15 protein-coding genes, 1 tRNA gene and 1 pseudogene are annotated in these 17,324 nt (G+C 62.1%); 5 read left to right on the top strand and 12 right to left on the bottom strand.

What is annotated here, in order from left to right; genetic code table 11:
• Positions 1-192 precede the first annotated feature (192 nt).
• A complete protein-coding gene (locus B7L68_RS07015) occupies positions 193-2,778 on the top strand; it encodes a DNA-directed DNA polymerase I (protein ID WP_081246969.1) in 2,586 nt (861 codons plus the stop codon).
• Here B7L68_RS07015 and B7L68_RS07010 read toward each other — a convergent pair whose 3' ends face one another.
• On the bottom strand, positions 2,779-3,180 hold the full coding sequence (locus B7L68_RS07010) for a DUF2286 domain-containing protein (protein ID WP_081246968.1): 402 nt from the start codon (positions 3,178-3,180) through the stop codon (positions 2,779-2,781).
• 63 nt (positions 3,181-3,243) lie between these two features.
• A complete protein-coding gene (locus tag B7L68_RS07005; protein ID WP_238136370.1) occupies positions 3,244-3,795 on the bottom strand; it encodes a CDP-alcohol phosphatidyltransferase family protein in 552 nt (183 codons plus the stop codon).
• A gap of 86 nt (positions 3,796-3,881) precedes the next feature.
• Between B7L68_RS07005 and B7L68_RS07000 the strand changes: the two genes are divergently transcribed.
• The gene (locus B7L68_RS07000) at positions 3,882-4,172 is read left to right on the top strand and encodes a 30S ribosomal protein S26e (RefSeq protein WP_081246966.1); all 291 of its coding nucleotides are present in this window, start codon (positions 3,882-3,884) and stop codon (positions 4,170-4,172) included.
• Positions 4,169-4,657: an RNA methyltransferase gene (locus B7L68_RS06995; RefSeq protein WP_081246965.1), complete on the top strand. Its 489-nt coding sequence runs from the start codon at positions 4,169-4,171 to the stop codon at positions 4,655-4,657. The genes B7L68_RS07000 and B7L68_RS06995 overlap by 4 nt, the downstream gene beginning before the upstream one ends.
• On the opposite strand, the gene proS is transcribed toward B7L68_RS06995, so the two are convergent.
• The 10 genes from proS to B7L68_RS08695 form a co-directional block, all read right to left on the bottom strand.
• Positions 4,651-6,114 (bottom strand): proline--tRNA ligase, encoded by a 1,464-nt coding sequence (gene proS / locus B7L68_RS06990; protein ID WP_081246964.1) that lies wholly within the window; start codon positions 6,112-6,114, stop codon positions 4,651-4,653. The genes B7L68_RS06995 and proS overlap by 7 nt on opposite strands.
• Before the next feature lie 378 nt (positions 6,115-6,492).
• Entirely contained in the window at positions 6,493-7,266 is a 774-nt protein-coding gene (locus tag B7L68_RS06985) for a tRNA (adenine-N1)-methyltransferase (protein WP_238136369.1), read from the bottom strand.
• A gap of 20 nt (positions 7,267-7,286) precedes the next feature.
• The gene (locus tag B7L68_RS06980; protein ID WP_238136368.1) at positions 7,287-7,874 is read right to left on the bottom strand and encodes a YkgJ family cysteine cluster protein; all 588 of its coding nucleotides are present in this window, start codon (positions 7,872-7,874) and stop codon (positions 7,287-7,289) included.
• Between the two features lie 18 nt (positions 7,875-7,892).
• Complete coding sequence (locus tag B7L68_RS06975) at positions 7,893-8,909, bottom strand: ABC transporter ATP-binding protein (RefSeq protein WP_238136367.1); 1,017 nt, start codon at positions 8,907-8,909, stop codon at positions 7,893-7,895.
• A gap of 53 nt (positions 8,910-8,962) precedes the next feature.
• Positions 8,963-9,943, bottom strand: a complete 981-nt coding sequence (locus B7L68_RS06970; RefSeq protein WP_081246961.1) for an ABC transporter ATP-binding protein — start codon at positions 9,941-9,943, stop codon at positions 8,963-8,965.
• Positions 9,944-9,945: 2 nt separating this feature from the next.
• Positions 9,946-11,349, bottom strand: a complete 1,404-nt coding sequence (locus tag B7L68_RS06965) for an ABC transporter permease (protein WP_081246960.1) — start codon at positions 11,347-11,349, stop codon at positions 9,946-9,948.
• 2 nt (positions 11,350-11,351) lie between these two features.
• Complete coding sequence (locus B7L68_RS06960; protein ID WP_081246959.1) at positions 11,352-12,458, bottom strand: ABC transporter permease; 1,107 nt, start codon at positions 12,456-12,458, stop codon at positions 11,352-11,354.
• A gap of 39 nt (positions 12,459-12,497) precedes the next feature.
• Positions 12,498-15,152, bottom strand: a complete 2,655-nt coding sequence (locus tag B7L68_RS06955; RefSeq protein WP_081246958.1) for an ABC transporter substrate-binding protein — start codon at positions 15,150-15,152, stop codon at positions 12,498-12,500.
• 27 nt (positions 15,153-15,179) lie between these two features.
• The gene (locus tag B7L68_RS06950) at positions 15,180-15,668 is read right to left on the bottom strand and encodes a hypothetical protein (RefSeq protein ID WP_081246957.1); all 489 of its coding nucleotides are present in this window, start codon (positions 15,666-15,668) and stop codon (positions 15,180-15,182) included.
• Between the two features lie 417 nt (positions 15,669-16,085).
• A tRNA-Ile gene (locus B7L68_RS08695) sits at positions 16,086-16,209 on the bottom strand.
• A gap of 214 nt (positions 16,210-16,423) precedes the next feature.
• Here B7L68_RS08695 and B7L68_RS06940 point away from each other — a divergent pair.
• Both B7L68_RS06940 and B7L68_RS06935 read left to right on the top strand, forming a co-directional pair.
• Positions 16,424-17,155: a hypothetical protein gene (locus B7L68_RS06940; protein ID WP_143615314.1), complete on the top strand. Its 732-nt coding sequence runs from the start codon at positions 16,424-16,426 to the stop codon at positions 17,153-17,155.
• 50 nt (positions 17,156-17,205) lie between these two features.
• Positions 17,206-17,324: pseudogene (locus B7L68_RS06935) on the top strand (DUF72 domain-containing protein); the annotation flags it as partial.

The raw sequence follows: 17,324 nt of genomic DNA, 5'->3' as shown, positions 1-17,324 counted from the left end.
AGGAGGATTTTCTTGAGGTCTGTCGACATCGTTGTCTTCGTCTCGTTCTTATGCGGCGAAACGTAAATGACCATTATTCTCTTTTCACGCGGCTCTTTATTAACTTTTCCCTCCGGCGTCCGCGGCCCGGGCTGTATACGGAGATAACACGCGGCCGGACGCATGGCTTTAAATACGCAGGTCCTTATGTCCGTGGCCTTTGAGGAGGAGTTCATCGAGGAGGAGGGCGAGGAGGTCCGCGAGTTCGAGGGCGAGGAGGTCGCGGAGTTCAGGATAAAGGGCGCCATCTCGACCTCCATACCGCCCTCGATAGTCCTGTCGGTCACGTACGACGGGGCTGAGGGCAAGGCCTTGGTGAAGCTCTACGACCCGGCCGGAGATCTGGTCTACTACTGGTACGACAAGAGCGGGCACAGGCCCTACCTAGTGACGGATCTGCCTCCGGAGGTCGTCGCCGATAAGTACCCCGAGGTTTTGAAGCACCCGGGCTTCAGCCACATGGAGGCGGTCGAGAAGTACGACGCGCTGTCCGACAGGAGGATCGCGGCGACGAAGATATACGCCAAGGACCCTCTCTCCATAGGCGGGGGCAGGAGGTCCATCAGGGAGATGCTGCCCAAGACTTGGGAGTCCAGGATCAAGTACCACCACAGCTATCTGTTCGACAGAGGGATTATACCGGGCATGTGGTACCGCAGCGAGGACAACGGCTTGACGCCGGTGGAGGTGGAGATACCGCCGGAGGTGGCGAAGAGCCTCTCCAGCGTGTTCTCCTCCGACGACGAGAGGGCCGAGGCCGCCAACTGGATACCGCTCTTCCAGGCGCCCATACCCCACATAAAGAGGGTCGCCATAGATATCGAGGTCTTCACGCCCCAGGAGAACAAGGTCCCCAACCCCAGGGAGGCCGACTACGAGATAGTGTCGGCGGCGCTCGTCGGCAGCGACGGGCTGCGGAGGGTCCTTCTGTTGAGGAGGCCGGGCGTGGAGGCAGACCTCAAGGCGCTCTCGGACGCCGAGTTCGACGTAATGTTGTTCGACAGCGAGTACGACCTGGTCGCGGAGGTGTTCAAGACGATAGTCCAGTACCCCATAGTGGTCACGTTCAACGGCGATAATTTCGACATGCCCTATCTCTACAACAGGGCGGTCGCCCTGGGCTTCAAGAAGGAGGAGATACCCGTGGTCGCCAGGAGGGACTACGTCACCGTGGCGCCCGGCATACACATAGACCTCTATAAGTTCTTCGCCATAAAGGCCATCGAGGTCTACGCCTTCGGCGGCGTCTATAGGGGCGAGAGGGGGCTCGACGCGATCGCCTCGGCGATACTGGGCGTCGGGAAGGTCGAGAGGCAGGGCGTCGTGTCGTCCATGCCCCTCGACGAGCTGGCCGAGTACAACTTCCGCGACGCCTTCATAACCCTCTACTTCACCCTCTACAACGACGAGCTGGTCATGAAGCTGATGGTGCTGCTCTCCAGGATAGCCAAGCTGCCTCTGGAGGACCTGACCAGATCGCAGGTGTCGGCCTGGATCAGGAACATGCTCTACTACGAGCACAGGAGGAGGGGCTGGCTCATCCCCAACAAGGAGGATATAATAAAGTCGAGGGGGGAGGCCTACACGAAGGCCGTGATAAAGGGGAAGAAGTACGCGGGCGCGGTGGTCCTCGACCCGCCTGCAGGCGTCTTCTTCAACATATACGTGCTGGACTTCGCGTCCCTGTACCCCTCGGTCATAAGCAAGTGGAACCTGTCCTACGAGACCGTCAACTGCCAGAACAAGGAGGGGGCCGAGAGGCCCATAGCTGAGCTGCCCCACTGGATCTGCAGGGGGAGGAGGGGCATAACCAGCCTGCTGGTGGGCATCCTGAGGGACCTGAGGGTGCACGTGTACAAGCGCCTGGCGAAGAGCGCCACGACGCCGCAGGAGAAGGCCCTCTACGACGTCGTGCAGAGCGCCATGAAGGTGTTCATAAACGCCTCCTACGGGGTCTTCGGCGCCGAGACCTTCCCGCTCTACTGCCCGCCCGTGGCCGAGCTGACGACGGCCCTCGCCAGATACGTCATGACGAGCACGGTGTTGAGGGCCGTGGAGCTGGGCATGGAGCCCATATACGGCGATACCGACAGCCTGTTCCTGCTGGGGGCTTCCGACGAGAAGATAAAGGGGCTTGTGGACTACGCGGCCCAGCTGGGCATAGACATAGACCTCGACAAGGTCTACAGGTTCGTGCTCTTCAGCGGGCGCAAGAAGAACTACCTCGGCGTGACGTCGGACGGCGGCGTCGTGATAAAGGGGCTTGTGGGGAAGAAGCGCAATGCGCCGGTCTTCGTCAAGGACCTCATGGACGACATCGTGGAGCGTCTGAGGAACGTCGGCACGCTCGACGACCTCTTCAAGGTGAGGGAGGAGGTGTCCGCACTCGTGAAGGAGTACGAGTCGGAGCTGCGCGAGAAGAGGATCACGCTCGACAAGCTCGCCATAAAGACCTCCCTGAATAAGGACCTGGACGAATATACGAAGAACAAGCCGCAGCACGTCAAGGCCGCGGAGCTCCTGAGCAAGGCCATGGGCGTCAAGCTGGGCAGGGGCGACGTGATATCCTACGTTAAGACCAGGGACTCGCTCGGCGTCAAGCCAGTGCAGATGGCCCGTATAGACGAGATCGACGACCGCAAATACATAGAGTTCATGGCGACGACCGTCGAGCAGGTGCTGGAGGCTTTGGGCTTCAGCATGGAGGAGCTGAGGGGCGTCGGCAAGCTGGTGGGCTGATTATTCCTCCCCGGGCGCCGCGAACTCCTGCAGGATCGAGTTGATTATCTGCTCGTCGGAGGCGTCGTCTATATGGGGCGCCACGACCACGGCGTCGTCTATCTTCATGTCGTCGCCGGCCCACGTGCTGTTGTAAACGACCTCGAAGACCGGTACCGTGACCTCGACCCTATCGCCGACTCTCTTCGGCGAGAACTCCCTTATCTTCTCCAGAAGCTCCTTGGTCACCGGCGCCGGGTAGCTGAGGGTCACGAAATCCCTCAATATTATGAAGTCGGAGAGGGCGGGGTTCCATCTGCCCAACCACTGCGCCCCCTCCTTCTTGACGGCCTCAGCCACCTTCTCAGCCACGACCCTCCTCTCCACCACCTTGCCGTTGGAGATCCTCGCCACCAGGCTCATACTGGGCCGAAGCTGTGGCGTTAAAAAGGCTTCCTCCGCCGCGCCCGTGGCGCCGGGACGGCGTCAGCGCTTGAGCGCCAGATATGCGGCGAGGAATCTGTAGGCCGCCGCCGCGTTGACCAGCGCGGCGTACAGATACAGGGCAGGGGCCAGGGCCCCCTCGACGAACAGCCCCACGATCGATGCGGCGAACAGGTAGAGGATCCTCTCGGCCCGCTCCATGAACCCCACGCCCCTCATGGAGAGCCCCAGGGACTCCGCCCTCGCCCTAACGTAGCTTATCAGGAAGGTGCCTAGAAGCGCCAGGTAGATGAGCAGGTGAGGGGCCGAGCGGTAGAAGTACAGCAAAATAAAGGCGTCGGTGTATCTATCCAGCGTGGAGTCCAGAAGGGCCCCCGGCCTCCCGGCGGTCCCCCTCGACCTGGCGACGGGCCCGTCCAGCACGTCGAGGGCCCCCACGACAGCTATGAAGGGCCAGGCAGGCCAGCCGACCCACGTCAGATATACGCCTACGAGGGCCACGGCCAGGGAGAGGGCGGTCACGGCGTCGGCCGGGACGGGTATGCGGGCGCCCAGCCGGTCGAGATTCACGTATTTACGTAGCTTCTCGATCACGGCGCCTTCCACCCGCCGCTATTAATGTTATTCGCCGCGCGGAGGCCGGCATAAATTTTTATAAAGAGGTCCGGTTCTGGGGCCGTATGCCGAAGAAGAGGAAAAATCGAGGCAGACACAAGGGCGACAAGGGCCATGAGCCGACTCTGCATTGCGACAACTGCGGCAAGCTCGTGCCCAGATCCAAGGCCGTCAGGGTGACGATACCCTACAGCCCCGTCCCGCCGGATCTCGCCAGGGAGCTCGAGAAGCAGGGCGCCATAATACCCAAGTACTACATAACGAGGACGTACTGCATAAACTGCGCCGTGTTCTTCGGCCTGATAAAGGTCAGGCCGCGGGAGGAGAGGAAGAGGCGGGCGCCGCTCGCGGTTTGAGCTTCCTGATAAAATCCGACACGGCCTGCTGGCGGGATTTCCCCCCTGAGCCTCTGGTCAGGGGGAGGGCCGACGTCCTCCTCGACTTCGCGCTTGAGGCCCTGAGGGCAGGCGCGTCCAAGGTCTACCTGGCCTTCTGCGACGGGGTCGTCGTGGAGGTCGAGCGGACCTCGGCGAGGAGCGCGAAGGAGCTCGCCGGGGAGCTGCCCCACATGAGGAGGTACGCGGCCTCTCTGAGGGACGTGGCGGGGACGTGGCGGGGGCCCGTCTTCTATCTACACGAGTCGGGGACCGACATAGATAGGGTCTCCATCCCGAGGGGCTCGTTGATAGTGGTGGGGGACCAAGACGGCCTTGCGCCGGAGGACGAGGAGTTTCTGAGGGGCAGAGCCACGTGGGTCTCCATAGGCCCTCTGCCCTACCTCAGCTGGTTCTGCACGCCCTACGTGGCCAGGAGGATGGGGCTGGCCCCCGGCCGTCAGTAGCGCTCGGACAGCCTAAGCCAGTAGCTGGCCCTCTTGTCCAGACAGGCGAGGTCGCGCAGATCGGCGCCGCCCACATCGGCCGGGGCGTCCAGCGGAGTGCCCAACGCATCTGCCCGAAGCAGCTCGACCATCTTCAAGCCGCAGCTGTTGTCGCCGCTCCACGGCACCTCGACTATCTTCCCCTCGCCCAGCGCCTTCCTGGCCGCCTCGAGGCCGTCGGCCTTGACCACCGACGACATGAGCCTGTCCCAGGCCGAGCGCCTCAAGTTCTCCTCGACCTCGGCCAGGAGCTTCTTGACGGCGTCCTCCAGCTCCTCGAAGCCCGCCGAGTATTTCTCCAACGTGTCCCTCCTGGCGATGACCACAGACCTCTGCTCCAGGTCCCTCCTGCCTATCTCCACCCTCAGGGGGACGCCCTTGAGCTCCCAGTAGTAGAACTTCCAGCCGGGCGTCTTGTCCTCCCTCTCGTCGACGGCCGCCCTGATGCCGGCCGCCTTGAGCCTCTCGGCGATGCTTAGGGCCGCCTCCATGACCGCCTTCCTCTCCTCGCCGTAGATTATGGGGATTATCACGACTTGCACGGGAGCCAGGGCGGGGGGTATCGTCGTGCCCGCGTCGTCTCCGTGCACTATGAGCATGGCCGCTATGCTCCTCTCGGATATGCCGTAGGAGGTCGTGTGGACGTAGTCGTGGCCTCCGTCGGGCTTCAGGTAGGTCACCTCGAACACCTTGGAGAAGTTCGTGCCCAGGTAGTGGACCGTCCCGATCTGGAGGGTCCTCCCGTCGGGGAGGATAGTGTCGAAGGCTATGGTGTACACAGCGCCGGCGAATTTGTCCCACTCGGGCCTCTGCGAGATGAGGTAGGGCACGCACATCCTGTCGAAGATCCTCTTGTAGACGTCGACGGCCAGCCTCACCTGCCTCTCCGCGTCCTCTCTGTCCGCGTGGGCGGTATGGGCCTCCTTGAACATGGAGATCTCCCTCACCCTTATCATGGGGTTCGTCATCTTGGTCTCCGCCCTGAAGACGCTCACGATCTGGTAGACGGCTAGGGGCAGATCCCTGTGGTCCTGTATCCAGAGCTTGAACATGGGCATCATGGCGGTCTCCGACGTGGGCCTAAGCAGCAGCCTCTCCCCCGACTCCCCGCCCTTGGACACCCAGAAGACCTCGGACTCGAATCCCCTGATGTGCTGCGACTCCTTGCTGAAAAACTCGTAGGGTATGAACACGGGGAAGAGCACCTCCTGGTGGCCTGTCGAGTCGTGCAGCTCCCTGATGACGGCCTCCACGTTCCTCCTTATCTTCATCCCGTAGGGCCTCCAGACGAAGGCGCCCTTGACGGGATACCTGATGTCGTATATCTCGGCCTCCCGCAGAAGCCAGTGGAACCACTCCATCAAGTTTTCCCCAAGCTTCCTCCTGCTGTGAGGTCTTGCCTCTCTGATAAGCTCCACGCCGTTGCCTTAAGAAAATCTAAATAAAAGTTATCCCCGCCTAGCCGACAGTATCCAGCCGGCATGCACGATGTCGAGAGTCTCCAGCCTTAATTCACCCACCATAGGTTTAGCGCTTAGAACTATCGGCAACTCACGGCGGTCTCCAGCCGTAACTAAAGCCTCAGAATTTGACGACGATTCTTCAAAGCCTGCGGCCGATGCGGAGATTGCAACGGCACAACCACATCTGGCAACACCTTATGGCGAAGGCCGTTGCGTCGTCTAGGCCGGCGGCGTCTAGGTCGCACGGGCTCGCGGCCGATTGAGGCGCCGCGGGGAGCCGACGCAGACGTCCAGGGCGTCGTGTGCGGTCGGACCGCTTGGAGCCGCCGGGCCTCAGGGCCTCCGCCCTCGGCTGGGCGGCGCCTTGCCCCATATTATGAACCCCGTGAAGACGATGGCCCGCGTCTCCGGCCGCATCTCCCCCGGCTCGGCCTTCCAGGGCCTGACGGACACCTCCGCCATGTTGACGTCGAGGACGCCGCGGGACCTCATGGCCGCCACGCTCTTCTGGGCGTGCTCGACGCTCGTGCTGAAGACGACGAGGGAGCCGCCGGGCCTCAGGGCCTCCAGGGCCGCGTCCAGGGCGGACCAAGGGCTTCCCATGTCCAGCACGACCGCGTCCAGGCCCTCCGCGCCGAAGCCGGCCGCGGCCACGTCTGCGACCGCCACGTCGACTATCCCCTCGAGGCCCAGCGACCTTATGTTGTCCCATGCGACCTCCGCGAAGTCGCCCCTCACCTCGTACGTCAAGACGCGTCCCTGGGGCCCTACCCGCCAGGCCAGCAACGAGGCCAGATAGCCCGAGCCTGTGCCCGCCTCCGCCACCTCGGATCCCGGCCCTATCCCCGCCACCAAGGCTATGAACTCGGCGTCGACCGGATATATAACCTGCGTCGCGTGCCTCAAGCGAGGCAGAACCTCGTATATGGTGGGCCGCAGGACGTAGAACCTGTGGCCTAGGGACGTGGTCACGGCGCCTCCGTACTCTGCGCCGTCCAGCGCAGACGCCTCCACGTACCCCCTGATGGTCTCGAGCCGCCCCCGGTGCCTCGCCACGATCTTCAAGCCGTCCTCAGACAGCAACAGGACCCAGTCGCCGCGCCTCACCACTGGGGGGCATGCGGCCGTCAGTTAAACTTTAAGCCGCGGGCCGCCGCCAGGGCGAACTCCAGAAACTCGTCGAAGGTGCCTCCGACTTTAGACGAGGCCACGAGCCCATTCCACCGATCCGCCACCTCCCTGTAGCTCTCCATCTCCGCCTCCCTCGCGGCGGCCGCCTCGGCCTCCGCCGAGAGGTCGCGGACGGGGCCTCTGCCGATGCCCGGGCAGAACCTCTCGGCGTCCTTGGCCAGCTCTAGGCGCACCACGTCGCCGGGGATGTAGACGAAGGGATAGAAGCGGCAGCTAGACGGGCGCCTGTCGTAGATGGAGCAGATGAAGCGCCCGTCGCTCAGCTTGTTGAAGATACAGAGGCCGTCGAGCCTTTTCTTCAACACCACGTAGTGCCGGCGGCCGTCGGAGAGGAGGATGGACGGCACGCCCCACTCGCCCACCGCGTCCTTGGGTATGGGGGCGGCGAAGTCGCGGGGCTTGAGGCCGGTCCCCTCGGCTATTCGCCACAGGTCCACGTGCGTTACGGGCACCCAGTAGAGCCTGCAGCACTCTCCGCAGAGGATGCACTTGAACCTTATACGGGGCCCTATCCATTCGGGCACGCCGGCGCCGAAGGGCGGCTACTTGTAGAGCCAGCAGGCCGTATATACGCCCGGCCTGACCTCGACCATCGGCGGCTCCTCCCTCCTGCATTTATCCATGGCGAAGGGGCAACGGGGATGGAAGCGGCATCCCGACGGCGGGTTGGCGAGGTTCGGCGGCTCTCCCGGGGCCACCTTCCTGGGTCTGAGCCTGTTCTTGGGGTCGGGGTCGGGTATGGCCTCTATCAGCGCCTGGGTGTAGGGATGCGCCGGCTCCTTCACCACCGAGCGGAAGGGGCCGTACTCGACGAGCTTCCCGGCGTACATTATCGCTATGTTGTCGCTGAAGTACTTCGCCGTGGAGATGTCGTGGGTGATGTAGAGGAACGCGGCGTTGTACCTCTTCTGGACCTCCTTCAGGAGGGTGAGTATCTCCACCCTTACCGAGACGTCTAGCATCGACACGGGCTCGTCCGCGACTATGAAGTCCGGGTTGAGGATGGTGGCGCGCGCTATCGCCACGCGCTGCCTCTGGCCTCCGGACAGCATGTGCGGATATTTGTTCACGAAGTCCTCAGGCGGCGTCAGCTTCACCTCCTCCAGGGCCTTGTAGACCCGCTCCATCCTCTCGCCCTTAGGCACTCCGTGTATTATAAGGGGCTCCTCGAGTATAAAGCCGATGCTGTGGTAGGGATGCAGGCTGGAGTAGGGGTCCTGGAACACTATGGAGACCCGCCGCCTGAACCATTTACGCAGCTCCGACTCATCGGAGGACGCCACGTCCCTCCCGTCGAATATCAAATCGCCGCCGGTGGGCCTCAGCAGACGTATCAACGTCCTGCCCAGAGTCGTCTTGCCGCTGCCCGACTCCCCCACGACGGCCAGAGTCTCGCCCCTAGCCACGCTCAGGCTCACGCCGTCCACCGCCTTGACGTATATGGGCTTGGAGAAGAGCCCCCTCTTGACCGAGTACCACAGCCTCAGCCTGTGCGCCACCACCAGCGAGTCCGCGCGAACCCAAGGCGCGTCCGAGACGTCGAGCATCTTGGCGGCCATGGCCCCACGAGATCCCGGATTTAAATCGATGCCCATCCCTTCGGCCGACATGGCTATTTATACAGCCAGCACGCCGCGAGGTGCCGCCTGCCCGTCCATGGCTTCAGCTCGAACGCCGGCGGCTCCATGTCGTCGCAGAGCCCCTTCAAGGCCTTGTCCTTGGCGAAGTAGGGACACCGCGGATGGAAGCGACATCCCCTAGGCGGATCTATGAGGCTTGGCACCTCCCCGGGTATGTAGGCCAGCTGTTTGTCGGTCCTCAGCGTGGGCATGCTGGCCATAAGGCCCTGGGTGTAGGGATGCGCCGGGGCTCCGTACATATCCTCGGAGCTGCCGATCTCGGCGAGCTTCCCGGCGTACATGACGGCCACAGAGTCGGCGAGCTCGCTGGCCAGCGCCAGGTCGTGCGTTATGAATATATACGTCAGCTTCAGCCGCGCCTTCAGCTCCTTCAGCAAGTTCATGATGTTGGCCTGCGTCATAACGTCGAGCGCAGAGGTCGGCTCGTCCAGGATCAGGAGCTTCGGCCGCGTCATTATGGCCATGGCTATGACGACCCTCTGCTTCATGCCTCCCGACAGCTGATGGGGGTAGCGGGCGACCACATCCCTCGGGAGGCCCACCGACTCCAGCGAGTCCTGGGCCAGCCTGAGCGCCTCGCCCTTCGGAACTCCGCTGAGGACCAGCGGCTCGATCATCTGCTCGCCGATGGTGATCACCGGATTGAGGGCGTTCATGGACGCCTGCGGCACCATGGCTATCTTGCGCCACCTTATCTCCCTCCTGAAGCGGTCCTCGGGCATGTGCAACACCTCCTCGCCCTCGAAGTATATCTCCCCGTCCACCAGCGAGACGTTCCTCTCCCAGACCCTAGTTATGGCCTTCGCCAGAGTCGACTTGCCGCTGCCCGTCTCGCCGACGACGGCCAGGGTCTCGCCCTCCTCCAGCTCGAACGACACGCCGTCCAGCGCCTTCAGGATGCCCTTGGTGGTCTGGTAGTAGAGCCTTAGGTTTCTGACGTCGAGGAGCACCATGGTCACGCGTGCCTCAGCCTCGGGTTGACCACGGGCTCGAGGCCCATGGCCACAAATATGAACGTCACGGCGACGAAGGTTATCAACAGACCTGGCGGCACCACCCACCACCAGTAGCCGGACGTCAGCGCTCCGAACTCGTTGGCGTAGGCCAGTATGTTGCCCCACGTGGGGAGCTCGGCGCCGGCTAGGTTGAAGAAGTTGATCGCCGAGAGGGTCAATATGCCGCCTGGCACGTTCACCACGAAGAGGTAGAGGGTGTAGGGCATGACCATGGGCAATATGTGGTTTCTAAGTATCCAGCCTCTGCCCGCGCCAGCCGCCAGCGCCGACTCTATGAACTGCGAGCTCTTTATCTGCATTACCATGGCGCGGATCACACGGGCCGAGCCTCCCCAAGACACCGCGGCCAGGAAGACTATGGCGTCCCAGATGGACCACTGGAACAACACCGAGAATACTATAAGCAGAGGGAACGCCGGGAGCAGTATGAAGAAGTCGGTGATTCTCGTCAGCACCTCGTCGACGAGGCCTCCGTAGAAGGCGGCAACTATGCCGATGAGTATCGCGAGGGTCACCACTATCGCGGCGGTGATGATGCCCACGGCGAGATCTATGGGGAAGCCCGCCAGAAGCCCCAGCCAGAGGTCGTGCCCCAGGAAGTCGGTGCCCATCAGGCCGTACACCTCGCCCTCCAGAACTACGCCTAGGTCCTTCCTATTTAGTACGGTATTTCCGCTGAACGAGTACATGGTTATTGTGAACCTGTAGGTCCCCTTCAGCGGGACCAAATCGCCGCCCCTCACCGTGTAGAAGAGGTAGGGTATCGCGGAGGATCCTGCGGGCACGGCGTTCTGCACGCCGAAGTTGCTCTGATAGAACGAGCTTACCTGCGATATTATCTGGGGGCTCAGCCCCAGGGCGACGAACTGCGAGTTGACCGATACAGGCCCCAGCTGCACCGTCTTGCCGTCCGGCCTCTCCACGGTGAGGTAGGCGACCGTGGAGGCGTTATACACCGCCGGGCTTCTTACCATCATGTAGAGATTTCTCCAGGGTTGGGCATAGCTGTCGTCGACGGCGAATTGGATGACTGCATAGCCCACGCCTCCGCTGGAGCCGGCGGTGAAGTTGAAATCGCGTACGGCCATCTGCGGAGCGTAGGCGTCGCCCGCGAAGAAGTTTATCCAGGCGGGCGGGGCGTACTTGGGGTTCGCCTGCCAGTACGACGGGGTGTTCCAGAGGTTGCCGAAATTCGGCGGCAGGGCCACCAATGCGTAGATCGAAAACGCGACCATTATCGAGAAGAACGCCAGGGCGATTTTGCCCGTGGTCGTGGACACGAAGCCGCGCCATATCTCCCCTGGCGTCATCCCGAGTATTCTGAACTCTCTGCGGGCCGCCATGGCTACTCGCTCCTTATCCTCGGGTCGAGCACTATGTAGAGCACCTCCAGGACCAGCACCAGGGCTATGTACAGCAGAGTCGAGGCGTAGGTCAGCGCCACTATGACGGGCAGGTCCGGAGTCGGCGCAAATATGGCTAGGTTGTAGACGTAGCCCAGCCCCCACCAGCGGAACACCGCCTCGGTTATTATGAAGCCGCCGAAGATTATGAAGGGCAGGCCGAGGAGTATGCTCGTCAATATGGCCGGCGCGGACGGCCTAAGTATGTACCTCCCGGTTATCCTGCCGTCGGGCAGTCCCTTCATCTTGGCAAAGGTCACGAAGTCCTCCTGGGCCGTGTTGAGAGCGACGGTCCTGGCGAAGTACGCCCAACCGCCTATGTTGGCGATAAGGACGGTGGCCAACGGAAGCGCGAAGTGCCACAGGAGGTCCGCCAGAGCGCCCGGGTCCGTGAACACAGAGAGGGGCGAGGCGAACCACATGGAGTAATACTTGGGGCTCAGGATGCCGCCCGAGGGGAAGTAGATGGGGGATCTGATCGTGGATAGGTAGAAGCTGAAGACCAGCAGCATGAGTATGCCAACCCACCACTGGGGCAGGCCGTTGGACACAGCCCCGTAGTACATGACGGCTCGGTCCACCCTGCTGCCGTACCTCAAGGCCGACCTAAGCCCTATCTGTACGCCTATGAAAGCGCTCAGCAAGATGCCGAAGGTATCGAGAAGCACCGTGCCGGGCAACGCCGAGGCGATTATATCAGACACCTTCCCCGACGCAACGCCGTATACGTCCGGGAAGTACGAATAGCCCCAGTTGAAAACCAACATGTTGTAGATTATATAGAACACCCTGATGTAGGCAGGCTGGTCGAGGCCGTAGGCCTTATAGAGCTGTTGGACTATGGAGTTGTAGAGATCCTGTATCTGCGTCGGCGTGTAGTGGCCCGATTTGGCCAGCTGCGAGACGAGCGACCGTGCCTCCAGCTGTATCTGAGTCTGGAGGAGCTGGGCCGCCGGCCCCGACAGGGCGTACGATATCGCGAAGAGAACCGCGAACAGGATTATGATTAGATTAACCGACCTGATGGCCAGAGTCCTCAATAGACCCATAAAGATTATATAGAAAAAGGGGGTTTTTATTTTATCTTATCAACGCCTCCTGATGGCCAGCACCGCAACCGCGATTATGACTATGATCAGAATAGCGACGAGAGCCCAAACCCAGCCAGGCGTCGCTGCGACGGTGGTGGTGGCGGTGGTCGCAGTTGTGACAGTGCTTGCCGAGGTCACCGTAGTTGCGGTAGTCACGGTGCTCACAGAGCTGGTCGTCACCGTCACGGCGGGTACGACAGCCAGCGTCGCCGAATACGTGGTCGGCACTGTGACCTTATCGGTGTAGACCAACATGTTCAACGTGTATACGCCGGGCACGGACAGGGCGCTTGCGGGCAAGCTGATCGTCAGCTGGCCGGGGGTGCTGGAGGAGACGGTGCCGCTGTAGACGACCTGTCCCTGCGGGTTGGCGACATACACATACGCGCTCGGCAACCCGACGCCCTGCACTGTGGCCGTTATGGTGGCCGGCTGGCCCACCACCAGGGTTGTCGGCGACAGCCCAACCACGGAGGCCAGCGGGTTGGAGGGCACCGAGGGCAGTGTGCCGAATATTCTGCTATACCAGTAGGTGTAGTTGAACGGATATCCGCTCCACAGGACGAAGACAGCCGACTGCGGCGTCGTGGAGATCAGCGACTTCAGTATGTAGGGGCCGTTGCTTATGAAGAGGTGGCCGTACTGGTTGTAGAAGCCGAGGGCCGCCTGGTAGGCCTGGGCGGCTTGGGTCCCATTCAGCATGCAGCCGACGCCGGGCACGCACGCCCACGATCCGTTGTCCCAGATAGAGCCGGTCGAGCTCCAGTTGGCCAGGTAGCCGGCCAGTATCTTGGCGCTGTCGCTGGCGGTGAGGTCCACCTGCGGTACCTTCATGGACCTAGCCTCGGGCCTCGTCAAAGCCAGCTTGCCGTCCTTCATGGCTTGGAGCATGGCCGCGTATATCTCCCAAGGCACCGACCAGGTGTAGTAGGGGGCGTAGTAGGAACCCACTATGTTGGGGTCTGGGAACCAGTAGGTCGAGTACACCACCACCGTGCCGTTGGGGAAGAACTGGACGCCAGCTATCGTGCTGACCCCGGGCTGGAGGGCGCCCTGCAGATCCCCTATGTTCTGGGCGTTGGCGCCTAGATCCGGCGCTCCTTGGGCCAAGTCGAACGTCCAGTACCAGTACATGAGGACGTCGGCCATGGTTATGGGCTGTCCGTTCTGCCAGCTGGTGCCGAGCCAGGTGCCGTTGTAGTAATACCTAATGACGGCCTTGGTCATAAGCCCGGGCCCCACGGTCACCCACTTGCCCAAGGTGGCGTTCCACACCACGGCGTTGGGCGGGACGGGGTATATGGCCGATCCGTTGGGGCTCAGCTGGACGGACCAAGCGCCTCTATACGGCATGGGCTCGCCCGAGAACGGGTCATACGCCATGAACGGGTCGAAGAGCCAGCCGAGCACGTCGTCCGCGGTGTAGGAGTCCATCGATATAATCCACCCTATGGGGCTCCACGGGAACTGCTTGACGTGGAGCATGCCCACGGTGAGGGTGTTCTTGCCAGGCACGTAGGCGAACTTGACGCCGTACGGCGTCTCGAGCCCCAGCACCGACGGCATGAAGTCCTTCAGGTTGTTGACGATCGGATAGGCGGCGGATCTAGCCACTTGCCACACCCTGACGGCCTCGGCGAAGCAGTCGGAGAGCGCCGTCTCGGACATCTGCTCGAACTGCTCCAAGCTGGTGAAGTTGCCGGATGACACCATCTGAGTTATGTTGTCGATCGTGGCGTTCATGTACTGCCAGAAGCCCGGCTCGCCCCAGCCCGGCATGTTGCCGCTCCAGGATGCACAGAAGGAGGCGCCGGCGCCTGTGTCCCAAGGCGTAGGCGTTATGGACCACGCCTCGGTGTATATCTGCCAGCCCATGTCGGCGGGATTGGAGCCGTAGACCGTGCTCAACGCGTCGGTTAGAGTGCCGTATATGGGCTTGATGGTGAAGCCCAGGGACTGCAGCGCCTCTGAGAACATGAGGCCCATCTGGTAGCGGTACGGATCGTCGTTCCTTATGAAGAATATTATGGTGACGGGTTGCGGCGATGTGGAGTTAGGCGTGATGTAGTACCACTTGCCGTTCATCCACAGTATTCTGCCGCGCCAGACCGGGTCGGTCTGGTTTATCTGCCTGAAGAGAGCCCATATGGACGCGTTGACGTATGTCGGGTCGTAGTGTATGTTGTAGCTGGATAGGAAGGGCACTATGAGTATGTAGCTCTTGAGGGCGAAGGGGCCGGGCCAGGCCACCATCGGCGTGGCGAGGCCGTGGAACACCTGCTGCACGATGCCGCTCCTGTCGACCAGGTAGTTCATCAAGAAGCGGAACTGCCTATAGGCGAAGGGGTTGAACGTCTTGTTGCTTGGGTAGGGGTTGAACAGCAGGTCGTAGGCGGAGATCATGCCGGGGCTCACCAAGGTGAGGTTGGGGTTCTGTTGCAGCTGCGCCACTATGTTCACGGGCAGAGCCCACGGGTTGAGGTGCAGGTCTATCCTCCCGCTCTGGAAGTACAGAGGGACTTGGTCGTTGGGGATCTCCGTCACCGTCACCGTCTGCGGCATCGGCGTCGCCTGGGCGGTGGAGAGATACGCCGACAGCACCAAGACGGCGGCCGCAAGGGCCGCCAATATTACCACTTTCCGGGATGTCATGTAGCCATGTTGCAGTCTCGTATTTAACTATTGCTCTTTCGGGTTCCGCGGCCCCTTGGTTTTGTAGACGATTTGATATAAATATCCTACAACTAGAAATGCGAACATAAGTATAAAGAGCAGAACCATTATAACCGTTAATATTTTGTTTATAATCAATATTTTTATACTCTTTATTGTTATAAATAAACTTTGCGAGGAATAATTTATGTATATATATTTGACGAAAGAGAAGTTGTAGATGGACAGCCCCGGCGGCGCCTCCAACGTCGCGTTGTTTATGAAAGCCACGCCGTATGCCTCCTCGCCCACGGAGACTGGCACGTAGGCCGTCCCCCCGCCCGTGTTGTTGATTGCGAGCAGCACCAGGCCGCCGCCGGGCGTCACGTTGAGGGGCCTCGCAGGTCCGGAGTAGTAGGTCGTCACCGAGTAGGGGTTCAGGAGGAGGTAGAGGGCGAGCGCCGCAGCCCCGACGCCCATGACGTAGGCAAGCCTAGTCAACGACTCAGGCGACACTAGCGGCCGCGGGAGGCCGGTTAAAAGCTTAGCCGCCGATCAGCGGCCCCGGCGGCGCTCCGCAGATCGAGTCGTCGACAGACCGCGGGGAGCAGGCGGCCGACCCTCGCCACGTCCGATATCTGACCGGCGCCTCAAAGGCCTCGGCGCGCCGTCGGCCCCTTGGGGGCTTCTCCGAGTCCGCCGACGCGGGTACATCGCACCGCATCTACGCGCAACATCAGAGAGGTGCCTCGGCTAACAGGCAACCGCGGCAGACCTCTTGAGGCTGGCGGAGATCGCTGTGCGTTAGCCGATATTGAGTCGACATGTCGAGTTTAGCTGACATGTGGAGCCACGGAGCCACGGCGGCCGATATGCGGAGTCGACCAACGTCCGGTCGGACCACGCCGACGATGGCCGGAAGAGCCCGGTGGATGGGGCCGCCGGGATTTGAACCCGGGGCCTCCCGGCTGCTCGGGCCGGGCGCCCTTTATGAGCCCTACGCGGGACTGGCCGGGACTGAGTCCCAGGGCGCTCTACCTAGCTAAGCTACGGCCCCCGGTCCGTTGAAGTGGGAGGCATTTAAAGTTTATCCGCGCGGCGGCCCGCCACGTTTTTTAGGGCGGCGTCGATGCCTACATAGACGTCCAGCTGCTCCTCGTGGCCGGCATCGTGGTCGTCGCAGCGTCTATCCCCTATGGGCCCGACGTGCCCGCCTTCCCGGAGCTCTTGGCGCTGGTGGGGCTTGGGGCGCATCGAGGAGGTCTTTTTTGGTGAGCTCCGCTGTGGTCGCCCTCTTCGGCGCCATGGTCATAGGGCGTATCCGAGTCGGGGCCATGGAGCTTGTGGGGTCCGCCATATCGTCCAGGGTCAGGAGCCTCCCCTTGGCGGCCCTCTTGATATACCTCGCCGCCGTCCTCACATCGGCCCTCATATCCGACGTGGCCGTCCTGCTCGCCATGTCGGCGATGCTCTTCAACGCGGCCAAACGCCTAAGGGCCCCGCCGGCCGCCTACGTGTCGCCCCTCGCATTTGCCGTGGTGTTGGGCGGCAGAATGGTGGGCACCTCGGCCGACATAGTCCTTCTCGGCGAATACCTCGCCAGCACTGGCGAGAGGATCGACATATTCGCCTTGTTCTGGGACACGTTGATATTCGTGGGCTCGTTCATAGCCATAGGCCGCGCCGCGGCGAGCCTGGGCCTCCTCAACATCCTCGCGCCGTATCTCTCGAGCGCGCCTGCGCTCTTCGCGATTGGCCTCGCGTTGTCGAACTCAGTAGGCGCGGTGCCCGCCGCCACTTTGCTGGGGGGCCTCTGTTGTCCACAGAGGAGGGCTGTTGGCCGGCGTGGCCTCCATGATGCCCATAGGCCTCCCCCTTCGCGCATCCCGTCGTATATCTGGCGTATAGACGATCCGGCGCGAGCCTCAGGGACTTCCCCAAGGCGTCTCTCCTCTGCCTGGCGGCCTCGGCCGCGGCGACCTATCTGGCCATCTTCTACCTAGGCTGGCCTCACGCGGCCGGAAGCCTCAAATAGCTCGGCGTCCTTAGGGCCGTGGAGATCTACGTGGGGACCAGCGGCTGGATGTACGGCTGGAACCCGGACGGGTTGAGGTGGTATGCGGCCAACTCGGGCCTCAACGCCGTGGAGCTCAACGCCTCCTTCTACCGCTT

This window comes from Thermoproteus sp. CP80, from assembly GCF_002077075.2.
Taxonomy (GTDB): Archaea; Thermoproteota; Thermoprotei; order Thermoproteales; family Thermoproteaceae; genus Thermoproteus.
Note: the sequence above shows the minus strand (reverse complement) of the source record. Positions and strands in the feature narration are given on the sequence as shown.

What these genes read in the sequence shown, in the direction of transcription:
- B7L68_RS07010 (WP_081246968.1), bottom strand. Translation starts at nt 3,180, where the DNA reads ATGAGCCTGGTGGCGAGGATCTCCAACGGCAAGGTGGTGGAGAGGAGG.
- B7L68_RS07000 (WP_081246966.1), top strand. Translation starts at nt 3,882, where the DNA reads ATGCCGAAGAAGAGGAAAAATCGAGGCAGACACAAGGGCGACAAGGGC.
- B7L68_RS06975 (WP_238136367.1), bottom strand. Translation starts at nt 8,909, where the DNA reads ATGGCCGCCAAGATGCTCGACGTCTCGGACGCGCCTTGGGTTCGCGCG.
- B7L68_RS06970 (WP_081246961.1), bottom strand. Translation starts at nt 9,943, where the DNA reads ATGGTGCTCCTCGACGTCAGAAACCTAAGGCTCTACTACCAGACCACC.
- B7L68_RS06965 (WP_081246960.1), bottom strand. Translation starts at nt 11,349, where the DNA reads ATGGCGGCCCGCAGAGAGTTCAGAATACTCGGGATGACGCCAGGGGAG.
- B7L68_RS06960 (WP_081246959.1), bottom strand. Translation starts at nt 12,458, where the DNA reads ATGGGTCTATTGAGGACTCTGGCCATCAGGTCGGTTAATCTAATCATA.
- B7L68_RS06955 (WP_081246958.1), bottom strand. Translation starts at nt 15,152, where the DNA reads ATGACATCCCGGAAAGTGGTAATATTGGCGGCCCTTGCGGCCGCCGTC.